The 13,213-nt window shown below is 67.3% G+C and carries 11 protein-coding genes; 7 read left to right on the top strand and 4 right to left on the bottom strand.

What is annotated here, in order from left to right; genetic code table 11:
* Positions 1–2: 2 nt before the first annotated feature.
* Together ABD301_RS27900 and nth are read right to left on the bottom strand one after the other, a co-directional pair.
* A complete protein-coding gene (locus tag ABD301_RS27900) occupies positions 3–620 on the bottom strand; it encodes a TlpA family protein disulfide reductase (protein WP_344313367.1) in 618 nt (205 codons plus the stop codon).
* Positions 617–1,297, bottom strand: coding sequence for an endonuclease III (gene nth, locus ABD301_RS27895; protein WP_163572106.1), 681 nt, complete (start codon positions 1,295–1,297; stop codon positions 617–619). The genes ABD301_RS27900 and nth overlap by 4 nt, the downstream gene beginning before the upstream one ends.
* A 345-nt stretch (positions 1,298–1,642) precedes the next feature.
* Between nth and ABD301_RS27890 the strand changes: the two genes are divergently transcribed.
* A complete protein-coding gene (locus ABD301_RS27890; RefSeq protein WP_163572085.1) occupies positions 1,643–2,317 on the top strand; it encodes a Crp/Fnr family transcriptional regulator in 675 nt (224 codons plus the stop codon).
* Between the two features lie 109 nt (positions 2,318–2,426).
* Here the strand turns inward: ABD301_RS27890 and ABD301_RS27885 are convergent, their stop codons facing one another.
* Both ABD301_RS27885 and ABD301_RS27880 read right to left on the bottom strand, forming a co-directional pair.
* A complete protein-coding gene (locus ABD301_RS27885; RefSeq protein ID WP_344313366.1) occupies positions 2,427–3,998 on the bottom strand; it encodes a serine/threonine-protein kinase in 1,572 nt (523 codons plus the stop codon).
* On the bottom strand, positions 3,995–4,699 hold the full coding sequence (locus ABD301_RS27880; protein WP_163572087.1) for a TetR/AcrR family transcriptional regulator: 705 nt from the start codon (positions 4,697–4,699) through the stop codon (positions 3,995–3,997). The genes ABD301_RS27885 and ABD301_RS27880 overlap by 4 nt, the downstream gene beginning before the upstream one ends.
* 74 nt (positions 4,700–4,773) lie before the next feature.
* Between ABD301_RS27880 and ABD301_RS27875 the strand changes: the two genes are divergently transcribed.
* The 6 genes from ABD301_RS27875 (at position 4,774) to ABD301_RS27850 (ending at position 13,212) form a co-directional block, all read left to right on the top strand.
* On the top strand, positions 4,774–6,366 hold the full coding sequence (locus ABD301_RS27875; RefSeq protein WP_344313365.1) for a glycoside hydrolase family 3 protein: 1,593 nt from the start codon (positions 4,774–4,776) through the stop codon (positions 6,364–6,366).
* Positions 6,366–7,523: an exo-beta-N-acetylmuramidase NamZ family protein gene (locus ABD301_RS27870; RefSeq protein WP_344313364.1), complete on the top strand. Its 1,158-nt coding sequence runs from the start codon at positions 6,366–6,368 to the stop codon at positions 7,521–7,523. Before ABD301_RS27875 ends, ABD301_RS27870 begins: the two co-directional genes overlap by 1 nt.
* Before the next feature lie 353 nt (positions 7,524–7,876).
* Positions 7,877–8,857 carry a GNAT family N-acetyltransferase gene (locus ABD301_RS27865; RefSeq protein WP_344313363.1) on the top strand — a complete coding sequence of 327 codons (981 nt, stop codon included), beginning with the start codon at positions 7,877–7,879 and terminating at the stop codon, positions 8,855–8,857.
* A 10-nt stretch (positions 8,858–8,867) separates the two neighbouring features.
* The gene (locus ABD301_RS27860; RefSeq protein ID WP_344313362.1) at positions 8,868–10,514 is read left to right on the top strand and encodes an ABC transporter substrate-binding protein; all 1,647 of its coding nucleotides are present in this window, start codon (positions 8,868–8,870) and stop codon (positions 10,512–10,514) included.
* Positions 10,511–11,500 (top strand): ABC transporter permease, encoded by a 990-nt coding sequence (locus ABD301_RS27855; RefSeq protein WP_344313361.1) that lies wholly within the window; start codon positions 10,511–10,513, stop codon positions 11,498–11,500. Before ABD301_RS27860 ends, ABD301_RS27855 begins: the two co-directional genes overlap by 4 nt.
* Positions 11,497–13,212, top strand: coding sequence for a dipeptide/oligopeptide/nickel ABC transporter permease/ATP-binding protein (locus ABD301_RS27850; protein WP_344313360.1), 1,716 nt, complete (start codon positions 11,497–11,499; stop codon positions 13,210–13,212). Before ABD301_RS27855 ends, ABD301_RS27850 begins: the two co-directional genes overlap by 4 nt.
* Position 13,213: the final 1 nt, after the last annotated feature.

Raw genomic sequence — 13,213 nt, 5'->3', positions numbered from 1 at the left:
CGTCACCGGACCGGCACCCCCAGATACTGCTGGACCAGCTGTGCCAGCGCCGCGTCGGTCAGCACCGGCCCCGCGTACACGTGCCGGATGACACCGTCCGGGCCGATCAGCAGGGTGATGGGCAGGTTGGTACGACCGAGGCTGCGCTCGACCGCCACGTCAGGGTCGAACACGTTGGCGAACCGGACACCGACATCGCGGCCGGCGGCCACCGCACGGCCCGGATCGTCTTTGGTCGACACGCCCAGCACAACCAGAGTCTGCCCCGCCGAAGCGGCCAGCCGGGCGAAGGCCGGCAACTCCTGACCGCACGGCTGACACCAGGAAGCCCACAGGTTGACCACCATCGGCCTCCCGGTCAGCTGGTCCAGTCGCACGCTCCGACCGGAGCCGTCCATGCAGGTCAGCGGCACTGCCGGCAGCCGTTGCCCGGCGCTCTTGGCAGCGTTACCAGCGGCGGTCCGAGCGGCCGGTGGGCACGCGGCGAAGCCGGACCCGTGGAACTGTCCAGCGTTGCTCGTCTGGGCAGCCTCGGTGCCCCCGCTGGGCGTCCCAGCGCAGCTCACCAGCGCGATCGCGGCCGCCACGGCGAGCACCAGGATCGCCCACCGCCTCCTCATGGCTTGACCATCGCCGCCAGTTCGTCGACTCGCGGGCCCTTGAGCAGCTTGACCGCGTCGGCATAGTCAGTGGGACCTGTCCCGTACGACGGGCAGAGCGAGGCCAACGTGCAGGCACCGCAGGCCGGCTTGCGGGCGTGACACACCCGGCGGCCATGGAAGATCACCCGGTGCGACAGCATCGTCCAGTCCTTCTTCGGGATCAGGTCCCCGACAATGAACTCGACCTTGACCGGGTCCTCCTCGGCGGTCCAGCCGAACCGCCGGACCAACCGACCGAAATGCGTGTCCACGGTGATGCCCGGCACGTCGAAAGCGTTGCCGAGCACCACGTTCGCGGTCTTGCGACCGATGCCCGGCAGGGTGACCAGGTCCTCCAACCGGCCCGGCACCTCGCCGTCGTACTTCTCCACCAACATCTGCCCGAGCTTGATCAGCGAGGACGTCTTGTTCCGGTAGAAGCCGGTGGACCGGATCATCTCCTCCAGCTCGATCCGGTCGGCGCCGGCGTAGTCGGCGGCGGACCGATAGCGCTGGAACAGCGCCGGGGTCGTCTCGTTCACCCGCTTGTCGGTGCACTGCGCGGACAGGATGGTGGCCACCGCCAGCTCCAGCGGACTGCGGAAATCCAGCTCGCAATGCGCGTCCGGGTGGGTGTCGGCGAGGATCTTGTGCATCTTGCGGGCCCGCCTGGTCAGCGACAGCGGCGACTCGGCCGCTTTCGGCTTGGCAGAAGAGGCTGCAGGACTCACCGCGGCGGCACCGGTCACCTCGCAAAGACTACGGCGGCAAGACGACACAAACGCGCTCCGGGTGCCGCCGCATTGCCGCGGCGGGCAGGTGCCGGCGTACGGTCACAGTGGGCTGATCAGGGGTGGATCACCGTTCGCAACCCGATGATCACCGCCGAAAAGGCAGTTTCTGCACCGCAGGCCGTGCCTAACCGCACATCCGACGGCAAAGAGCCCTAGACTCACGGCGCGGTCCTGATGATCGTGTTCTCAGTACGCGGAGGTGCGGACATGGATGAAGTGCTCGCGCGGGCAGGTCTGTTCCAAGGAGTGGACCCGGACGCCGCCGAGTCGCTGGCTGCCCAGTTGGAGCATCTCGACGCCCCACGCGGCCAGGTCATCTTCTCCGAGGGCGACCCCGGCGACAGTCTCTACATCGTCGAGGCCGGCAAGGTGAAGATTGGCCGCCGGGCCGCCGACGGTCGGGAGAACATGATCGCGGTGTTCGGCCCCAGCGACATGTTCGGCGAGTTGTCGCTGTTCGACCCGGGGCCGCGGACCGGCACCGCGGTCGCGGTGACCGACGCGCGGATCGCCCGACTGCGCCAACAGGCGTTGCGGCCGTGGATCACCAATCGCCCGGAGATCGCTGAGCAGCTGCTCCGCGTGCTGGCGAGGCGACTGCGTCGTACCAACGACGCCCTCGCCGACCTGATCTTCACCGACGTGCCCGGACGAGTGGCCAAGAACCTGCTCCAGATGGCCGCCCGCTTCGGCTCTCGCGAAGGCAACACCCTGCGGGTCACCCACGACCTGACGCAGGAGGAGCTGGCCCAACTGGTCGGCGCCTCCCGCGAGACGGTCAACAAGGCCCTCGCTGACTTCGCTTCCCGCGGCTGGCTCCGCCTGGAGGGCAAGAGCGTCGTCCTCCTGGACCACGAGCGCCTGGCCCGCCGCGCCCGCTAGCAGAACCCGTCGCGAGCTTGACGTTTCGGTCGTCGACACGCCCGATGGTGGCGACCAAACGTCAAGCTCGTGGTGGCGCCAGCGACTCGGGATTCAGTAACCCAGCAGTTCAGTGGTTCAGGATGAGGACCACCGCGACCACGGCCGCGATGACGATGCCGGCGGCGACCACCACGCCAGCGGTGATCAGGACGAGCTGGCCGTTGGAGAAGCGCGACAGGAACGTGGTCTCGGCCTGGCCGGCCGGTTGCTGCCCAGCGGACGGCCGCGCGGTCACCACGTACGGCCCAGTGGGGCGTCCGACCTGAGGCGGCGGCACCGGATACCCCTGTCCACCGCCGTACGGACCACCGCCCGAGACACCCGGCTGGACAATGCCCGGCTGAGCGATCCCGGGCTGGCCACTGTACGAACCGCCGCCTGGTGGCAGTGGCACCGGCGGTACGGCTGGCGGACGGGCAGGTGGCTGTCCCGGTCCGGGCGATGGGACAAAAAGTCCAGGCTGGCCTGACTGTCCACCGGGCCGAAAAGACGGCGCCTGCCCCGCTGGCGGCGGATAGCCGGGCGAGCGTACGAGCGGCCCCGGGATCGGCATCCGGCCGGTCGCCGCCGACTGCGGTACCGGACCTGCCGCAGGCGAAGGAGGGCCGCTGGACGGCGGACCGCTGGAGGGGGAACCACCGGTCGGCGGACCGGAAGGACTGCCCCAACTCGGGGAACCGGACGTGTGACCAGGCGAAAGAGACGGCGACCCGGTGGACGAGAGACCGGCCGGGTGCCCGCCTTCCGGCAGATATTCGCCTTCCGGGATGTACTTGTGCAGCGAGGTGGTCGAGCCAGGCGGTGGCAGGGACAGCGACTCCAACGCGTACTGGAAGGCGTCCGCGGTGTCGTAGCGCTCGTCGACGTCGCTCGCCATCGAATGCCGGAGCACCTCGACGAACTCGGCGGACACCTCCGCGATGTCCGGGATCGGGCGTTCCTGCAGCATGACGACGGTCGCCAGGGACGGCGTCCCGCTGGCCGGCCAGCGCGGCGGCCGACCGGTCAGCAGCGCGTAGAGGGTGGCGCCAAGCGAGTAGACGTCCGCGGCCGTGGTCGGGCGCCGCTCGGCCTTGAAGACCTCCGGCGCCGAGTACGCCGGAGTCAGCGCGTCCAACGCCAGCGAGGTGTAACGCTGCGAGTGCAGCATCGACGCCAGCCCGAAGTCGGCCAGCCCTGGCTCACCGAAGGCCCTGATCAGGATGTTGCCGGGCTTCACGTCCCGGTGCAGGATGCCGGCGCTGTGCGCGGCCGACAGCGCGCCGGCGATCTTCACCCCGATGTCCCGGACCCGGCGCTCCTCCAGCGGCCCGTTGCGCTTCAGCAGCGCCGCGTACGAGCCGCCGGTGCAGAGCTCCATGATCAGGTACGGGTGGCTGTCGCCGGTCACGCCGGCGTCGTACACCGGCACGATGTTCGGGTGCGCGGACAGCCGGCCGGCCGCCTGCGCCTCCCGCAGGAATCGCCGCCGGTCACGCTCGTCCTCCACGGACCGCGTGTCGATCTTGAGCGCGACTTCACGCCCAATCGAGGTCTGGGTGGCCACGTACACAGTGGCGTAGCCGCCGCGAGCCAGCACCCGGAGGTTGCTGTAGCCGGGAACCGGCGAGATGGGCACCCGCCCGGTCGGTCCGGTCACTCCTGCAACCAGGGCAACGGCTCGTCCGGGTCCAGATCCAGGCCACGGTCCTTCAGCGCGCCGCGAATGCTGCGCAGGATGCTGCCGCAGAGCATCTCCGACACCGGCGCGCGGTCCATCGCGGACCGGTTCTCCAGCCACCAGTTGCCGACCGACTCGACGAAGCCGATCACCCCGAAGGCCATCGCGTCGACCAGCACGTCGTCCTTGCCCGAGCGCTGCAGGAAGCGGTGGAACAGCGTGCCGACATGCGCGGCGAGGGCGCCTTTCACGTCCGCCACCACATCGGCGCCGGTACGGGTGAAGGCCGCGTACTGCACAACGAAACGATACAGATGCGGGTGTTTTTCCAGGAACTGCAGGTATGTGTCGACGGTCTGGGTGATCAGCTCGCGGGCCGACCCGACCTCGCTGAGCCGCCCGGTGAGCTGCTCGACCAGCATCGCGACGGCCCGCTGGGCGATCGCCCGGTGCAGGTCGTCCTTATCCTTGAAGTGCCGGTAGAGGATCGGCCGGGCGACGCCGGCCAGATCGGCGATCTGCGCCGTCGACGTACTCGGCCCATATTCCTCCACCGCGCTGGTCGCCACCTCGACGAACTCCGCGCGGCGCTGAGCCCGGTGGTTGTCCCACCGGGACCGGCGGCCATCCACAGCTGCGCCGGTGCCGCCACCGGCCTTGCGTCCGACCGCACCTGCCATCAGCCCACCTTAACGAAGCCGCACGATGTGTCGTACGGCAATCTCGCACCGCAATGGCGACTAGTCTCAAACCGATGTCATCTTCGACTTCCGGGCGCCGCGAGCTGTCCCAAATGACTGTCTCCGACAAGGTCGGCCAACTCTTCGTCATCCCGGTGGGAAGGCATTCGCCGAACGCGCTGCGGCTGCCGCCCGACCAGCGTGCCGGCGCTGTTCAGCTGGATTCGGTGGCCCAGACCTGTGAGCTGGTGGACCGCTATCGGGTCGGCGGAGTGTGCTACTTCCCTGGTCAGGCAGGTGGCGACGACCCGGCGACGGTGGCCGAGCTGACCGCGGCCGTGCAACGCGCCACCCATTCCTCTGGAGTGCCACTCCTGGTCGCTACCGACCAGGAAGGCGGCACCGTCGCGCGGCTGCGTACGCCCGCGTTCGCGGTGCCCGGCGCGATGGCGTTGGCGGCGACCGGCGACCCGGGCGCGGCCCGCGAGGCGGCCCGGATCATCGGCGCCGAATTGCGCGCGCTCGGCATCAACCAGAACTACGCGCCGGTCGCGGACGTCAACGTCAACCCGGCGAACCCGGTGATCGGCGTACGGTCCTTCGGCTCCGACCCGGCGCAGGTCGCCGAGTATGTGACCGCGCAGGTCCAGGGCATGCAGGACAGCGGAGTCGCGGCCACGGTGAAGCACTTTCCCGGCCATGGCGACACCGCCACCGACAGCCACCTCGGCCTGCCGGTCATCGAGCATGACCAGCAGACCTGGCGCAAGATCGACGCGCCGCCGTTCCGGGCCGCCATCGCGGCCGGTGTGGATGCGGTCATGAGCGCCCACCTCGCGATGCCCGCGCTGGATCCGTCCGGCGAGCCGGCCACCATGTCCGAGCCGATCCTGACCGGCCTGCTGCGCACCGAACTGGGCTTCGACGGTGTCGTCGTCACGGACGCGCTGGACATGGCCGGCGCGCGGGAGCGGCACGGGGCCGAGGAGGCGGCCGTACGAGCCCTGCTCGCCGGCGCCGACCAGCTGCTGATGCCGGCCGACGTGGAGGCCGCGATCGCCGCTGTCGTACGCGCGGTGGATTCCGGCCGGGTGCCGATGGAACGCCTCGACCAAGCCGTGGGGCGAGTGCTGCGGCTCAAGCGCCGGCTCGGCTTGTTCGACGGCCTGCACCTGGAGGTCGACAACCCGTCGCATCCAGGGGGCGCCCTTGCGCTGGCGCTCGCCGGCATCACCGTGCTCGGCTCGCCGCTGCGCCCGGTGACCAGCGGATCGGTGGCCCTGGTCGGCTGCCTCGCGACCGGCGCGGACGCGCTGGCCGCCGCCTTGAGCGCGGCCGGTGCGCAGGTGATCGCCGTCGACACCGGCAGCGATCCGGACCAGGCCGCGGTCGTACGAGCCGCCGAAGTCGCCGGGGCGGCCGACCGGACCGTTCTGGTCACCCGGTCGGCCTGGCGCTGGCCTGGCCAGCAGGCGCTGCTCGACGCTGTCGACACCGGATTCACCGCAGTAGCGATTCGCGAGCCGTACGACGCGGGCCTTGGTGCCGGCGACACCTGGGTGCTCAGCTACGGCGACGACGCACTCGCCCTCGAGGCTGTCGGCCAGGTGCTGACTGGCCGCAGCCGGGCCGGTGGCCGGCTGCCGGTGGACGTGCCGGGGCGGTGATGACCGTACGGATCGGGATCCAGCGGCTGTGCTCGGATCCGTCGTTGCTGGACGGCCCGGTCGGGCTGCTGACCAACCACACTGGCGTACTGGCCGATCTGCGGCCGTCCGCTCTCGCCGCTGTGGACGCGGGCGTAAGGCTGACGGCGCTTTTCGGTCCGGAGCATGGATTGACCGGCACCGCGCAGGCCGGCGAAAGCGAGGCGGCGGACCGCGATCCGGTCACCGGACTGCCGGTTTTTGACACGTACAAACACAAAGGCGCCGAGCTGGACGCCATGTTGATGGCGTCCCGCATCAAAACGCTCGCCGTCGACCTGCAGGACGTGGGCACGCGGTTCTACACGTACGTCTGGTCCATGTACGACCTGATGGCGGCGGCCGCTCGTACCGGCATCACCCTCGCCGTGCTGGATCGCCCCAATCCCCTCGGGGGTCTACGTGCCGAGGGCCCGATCCGGCAGCCCGGATTCAGCAGTTTCGTGGGCAGGGCCGCGATTCCGATCCGGCATGGGCTCACGTACGGTGAATTGGCCCGTTGGCTGAACACCGACGCGATCCCTGCCGACGCCGGCCGTCCCGCGGACTTGCGGGTCATCGAGATGACCGGTTGGGATCGGCGGATGCTGGCGGCCGACACCGGCCAGCCGTGGGTTTTCCCGTCCCCGAACATGCCGACCGCGGACACCGCGCTGGTCTATCCGGGTACCGGTTTGTTTGAGGGCACCAATCTTTCCGAGGGCCGCGGCACCACCCGGCCGTTCGAGATCATCGGCGCGCCTTACGTCGACAACCGGTTGGCGCCGGCGCTGAACGATCGGGAGCTTCCTGGCGTACGTTTTCGGGCGCTGTCGTACGTTCCGACTTTCGGGAAATTCGCTGGGGAACTGGTGCACGGCGTGCAGTTGCACCTCACCGACCCGGCGCAATTGCGGCCAGTACGCACCGCGATCGCGATGCTGACCGAGATCCGCCAGCGTTATCCGGCCGACTTTGACTGGCGGCCGGCCGCATCCGGCCGTCGGTTCATGATCGATCTGCTCTGGGGCAGTTCCGCTCTTCGGGAGTCGGCACCGACCGACGAGGTGCTGGGGGCGATCGACTCGCCGCTTTCCTGGGTGGATCCGGGGATCTTGTCGTACCCGTATCCAGCCTGAGCTGACATTCGGTCCAGTCAGTTTTTCCTCAGGCAGCCGAGCCGACACGTACGGCTTCCACTCCACCAACTACCTCGGCATCAACCCCACCTCGATCGATGGCGCGGTGTTACTGCCGAATTTCTTTACAACGATTACCCCGCAGCTCAACCGCGATTCGACTCACCGTCGCGAACGGTTCCTGGCCGGCTCTGACGACCGTTGGACACCGTCCCATTCGGTGGACATTTACGAACCTGTCGCAGCGTACGGGCCCGCTGCGGCCCGCCGGCGTACTCGTTAATCATTGACATTGATCTTGCCTCCTCCGTAACCTGCCCACAGCCACGCACTCTGTCCGGAAAGGCCGCGGAATGACCGAGATCTGTTACCGGCCTTTTCGGTCCACCGACGTGGACCGGATCGTCGCGGGCTGGAACGACAGCATCCGGTTCGACCCGGTCGATCGGGACTGGTTCTTCGAATACGTTCTGCTGGACCAGAATTTCGACCCGGCCGGGTTGTTGGTGGCCGAGGCGGACGGCGAGTTGGTGGGTTGTGCGTACGCCGTTCGGCGGCTCACCCCCGCCAGCGGCACCGACCTGCAGCCCGACCTCGGCTGGATTCCGTTTCTGTTCGTCACGCCGGCCGCGAGGCACAGTGGGGTCGGGCAACAGTTGTTGCGGTCCACTGTGGACTTTCTACTGGATGCGGGTCGTACGATCGTGGACTTCGGTTGCTACACCCCGAACTATTTCGTCCCCGGCCTGGAGGCCGCCGCCTATCCGGACGGCGACCTGTTCCTGCGCAGGGCCGGATTCGAGGTGCGCGGCGAGCCAGTGGCGATGGACCGAACGCTGGTCGGGTATGCGATGCCCGCCGATGTCGTCCACCTGCGAGATCGCCGTACGACCGAGGGCTACCGCTTCGACATCCCCACCGAGGGCGAAATCCCGGCACTGCTTTCCTTCGCTGCCAACGGTTTCGCGCCGGACTGGGCGGACGCTATCCGGGAATCCCTGCGACACGGCCATGGGCTGGGCCGGATTCGAGTGGCCTGGCGGCACGACCAGGTGGTCGGCTTCGCGATGTACGCGGCCTACCGCGGCATTGCGGAGCGCTTTGGTCCGTTCGGCGTGGACGGCGAGTTGCGCGGAGCGGGGCTGGGAAAAATACTGCTGCACCAGACGCTGTCCGCGATGCGGGCCGAGGGACTGCACACCGCGTGGTTCCTCTGGACCGGTGAGGTCAGTCCCGCCGGCCACCTTTACCGACAGGCCGGCTTCTCGGTCACCCGGCGGTTCCAGCTGATGCGCGCCGACCTCGCCGCGATCACGACTTCCCTTTCGCAATAAGGAGCATCCCATGCGACGCCCGCTCATCGCGGCTCTCTCGGCGACTGTGCTGGCCACCGCCGGCCTCGCAGGATGTGGTGCCGGCGCCGGTCAGGCGGCCGCAGCGAAGGACACTTTGGTGGTGATGGCCGACTCCGCGGCCAGCTACCAGCGCAATTTCAACCCCTTCTCGACCGCGGTGAACGCCGGCGCGCGCGGCCTGATCTACGAGCCGCTGACCATTTACACGCCGATGAAACCCGACCAGGCGACGCCGTGGCTGGCCACTTCGTCGCAGTGGTCCGACGGCGGCCACAAACTCACCATCGACATCCGCACCGGAGTTCGCTGGTCGGACGGCAAACCCTTCTCCAGCAAGGATGTCGCCTTCACCTTCGACCTGCTGCGCAAGAATCCCGCACTGAACATCACGAACGTCACCGACACGTCAGCCACCGCGCCGGACGCCAAAACCGTCGTGCTCAGCTTCGACCAGCCCGGCTATGCCCAGACGCTCAAGATCGGCGCCATCACCCCGGTGCCCGAACATGTTTACACCGGCAAGGATCCGATGACGTTCACCGATCCGAACCCGATCGGCACCGGACCGTACACATTGGACACCTTCAGCCCTCAGGTCTATACGTACAAGGCCAATCCGACCTATTGGCAGGCCGGCAAGATCAGCGTGAAGAAGATCCAGTTCCCGACCGTGTCCGCGAACAGTTTCGACAGCCTGCTCGGCCAGGGCCGGCTAGACTGGTCCGGCGGTTTCGTGGCGCACGTCGACCAGATTTTCGTCAACAAAGACAAGGCGCACAACCAGTACTGGTATCCGGCCGACGGGCTGGTCAACCTGGTCTCCAATCTCAAACGCGCACCGCTGGACAGTGTGCCCGTACGCAAGGCCATCAGCACCGCCATCGACCGCGCGGCACTGTCCAAAGTGGCCGCACTCGGCTATGAGACCGCCGCGTCACCCACTGGGCTGGTACGGCCGGCGTACGACTCTTATCTTGATCCGCAATACAAAGATCTTCAGTTCAAGACCGACGCGGCGGCCGCGAACACGCTGCTTGACAAGGCCGGGCTACGCAAGGGCGCGGACGGGATCCGGGTCGGTCCCGGCGGCAAGAAACTGGCCTTCACCCTTCTCGTACCGAGCGGATTCAGTGACTGGGTCACGATGGCCCGGCTGATCCAGAGTCAGCTGAAGGGGGTCGGCATCGAGGTCGACCCGCAGGGCAAGTCGACGCAGGCGTGGAAAGCGGCCCTGAAAACCGGAAACTACGACATGGCGATCGCCGGCTCGGTCGGCGGCTCGTCCCCCTACGATCTCTATCGGCCATTTCTGTCCAGCAAACTCACCGCACCCATCGGCCAGCAGGCGCTGTCCAACTATTCCCGCTGGTCCGACCCTGCCACGGACGGCTATCTCAGCACTTTCGACCAGACCGAGGACGCCACCCAGCTGCGCAATGCCGTCTACGGCCTGGAAAAGGTGATGGTCGAGCAGCTGCCGGTCATTCCACTGCTGGGCAGCGCGAACTGGTCGCAGACCCGGACCACCAAGTTCACCGGCTGGCCGTCCGCCACCGACCCGTACGCACTGCCCGCGCCCTACCAGTTCCCGGACAACCTGCTGGTCATCACCCACCTCAAGCGGGCAACTGGATGAGGTTCGTCGCCCGCCGGCTGGCGCTCTATGTGGTGATCGCCTGGGCCGCTATCACCATCAACTTCCTGATCCCACGGATGATGCCCGGCGACCCGGTCGACCTTTTGGTGGACCGCCTCAAAGGACAGGTCGATCCGGCCGCGATCACGTCGCTGCGGCAGGCATTCGGCCTCAGCGACGCGAGTTTGCTCAACCAGTACTGGGACTATCTCGGCAACCTGTTTCACGGCGACCTCGGCCGCTCGATCAGCTTCTATCCCACCGCGGTGTCGGACGTTATTGCCACCACCCTGCCGTGGACGCTGGGGCTGATTGGCGTTTGTACGGTCATCAGTTTCGTGTTGGGCACGTCCGCTGGCATCATCGCGGCCTGGAAACGCGGCGGCTGGACGGACATGTTGGTGCCCTCGACCACCTTCCTGCACTCCATCCCGTACTTCTGGATGGCTTTGTTGCTGGTGTTCATCTTCGGCGTGGTCCTCGGGTGGCTGCCGATCAGCGGAGCGTACGACACCGACCTCCCGCCAGTGCTGAGCGGCGAATTCATCGGCAGCGTGCTTTATCACGCGCTGCTGCCGGCGATCACCATCGTGGTCAGCTCGATCGCCGGTTGGCTGCTGGGCATGCGGAACATGATGATCACCACCCTCGGCGAGGACTACGTGACTTTGGCGCAGGCCAAGGGACTTTCCCGGATGCGGGTGATGACGGCGTACGCGGCCCGGAACGCGATCCTGCCGAGCTTCACTGGTTTCGCGCTGTCGCTGGGATTCGTGGTCGGCGGCTCGATGCTGACCGAGGTCATCTTCTCGTATCCAGGCGTCGGCTACACGCTCTACCAGGCCGTCCAGAACGAGGACTTTCCGCTGATGCAGGGGCTTTTCCTGGTGATCTCGCTGTCCGTGCTCGCGGCGAACCTGCTGGCGGACCTCGCGTACGTGCTGCTCGACCCACGGATCCGGGCGAACGCGAGCGGTGCCTCATGAAGTCGCTGCTGACTTTCCTGTTGCGGTCCCGAAAAATCACCGTCGGGGTAGCCATCATCTTGTTCTTTGTGTTGCTGGCGACGATCGGCCCGGTAATGATCGGCATCGACCCGTCGGCCACCGGTGCCGACTCGATGCAGCCACCGTCCGCGGCGCACTGGCTGGGCACCACCCAGGCCGGCGAGGACGTGCTGGCCCAACTCCTCTATGGCAGCCGGATTTCGTTGGCGGTCGGCCTTCTCGCGGCTGTCGTGGCCACCGTGGTGTCGTCCGTGGTGGGGCTTGTCGGTGGCTACCTACGTGGCATAGTCGATGAGGTGCTGTCGCTGGTCACCAGTGTTTTCCTGGTCATTCCGGCGATGCCGCTGCTGATCGTGCTGGCCGGCTACTTGCCGAGCAAGGGCATCGAGTCAGTGGCGATCATCATCAGCATCACCGCGTGGGCCTCGGGTGCCCGGTCAATCCGGGCGCAGACGCTGTCCATCCGCAATCGCGACTACATCCAGGCAGCCCGAGCCTCCGGCGAAACGCTGCCCCGGATCATCTTCTTCGAAGTGCTGCCCAACGAGATCCCGCTGTTGGCCAGCAGTTTCCTGTTCACCATCTTGGTGGGCATCCTGGCCGAGGCAGGACTTTCCTTCCTGGGCCTGGGAAGCCTGACCACGGTCAGCTGGGGCTCGATGCTTTTCTACGCCCAGCAATCGCAGGCGCTGCTCGCCGGCGCCTGGTGGTGGTTCCTGCCGCCGGGCTTGTGCATCGCCCTGATCGGCACCGGGTTGTCGCTGGTCAACTTCGGCATTGACGAGTACGCGAATCCGCGGCTGCGGACCGTACGAGCCGCCAAGGTGCCAGTCCAGCAACCACCATCGCCCCAGATGCCATCCGGGCCGGGCTTCGACACTCCACCACTGCTGGAAATTCGGCACCTCAGCGTGGATTATCTCAGCGCCGACGGGCCCGTACACGCGGTCAAGGACGTGAGTCTGACGCTGCATCGCGGTGAACTGCTGGGATTGGCTGGCGAAAGCGGCAGCGGAAAATCCACCCTCACCGGCGCGGTGGCCCGACTGCTCGGCAAATCCGCACAGGTCACCGGCGGTTCGGCTGTCTATTTCAGGGAAAACGACCCCGAGGGCGCGGACATTCTGAAGATGGGACCGGCCCAGCTCGGGAGCTTTCGCTGGAACGAGCTGTCGATCGTGCTGCAGAGCTCGATGAACGCGCTCAATCCCGTCCTCACCATCGGCGCCCAGTTCGACGACGTGATCAGCAGGCATCGCCCTGGCATGGCGAAAAAGAAGCGCCGCGAGCTGGCTGGCAGCCTGCTGGAAAGCGTCGGCATCCCGGCACACCGGCTGCGCGGCTATCCGCACGAGCTGTCCGGCGGCATGAAACAGCGAACCGGCATCGCGATGGCGCTCGCGCTCGACCCGGCGATCGTGATCCTGGACGAGCCGACAACCGCACTGGATGTGCTGGTCCAACGGCAAATCCTGACGCTGCTGCTGGAACTCCGGGAACGGTACGGCTTTTCGGTGATCTTCACGACTCACGATTTGTCGCTGTTGCTGGAAATCTGCGACACCATCGCCATCATGCGGCACGGCGAGCTGGTCGAATACGCGGCGGCCGATGACGTACATCTGCGGCCGAAACACGAATACACCAGGGAATTGCTGGATTCCCTGCGGGCCCTCGGGGTGGCGGTCTGAC

The sequence above is a fragment of the Fodinicola feengrottensis genome, assembly GCF_039530045.1.
Lineage (GTDB): Bacteria > Actinomycetota > Actinomycetes > Mycobacteriales > HKI-0501 > Fodinicola > Fodinicola feengrottensis.
This window is presented reverse-complemented; position numbering and strand designations above follow the sequence as displayed.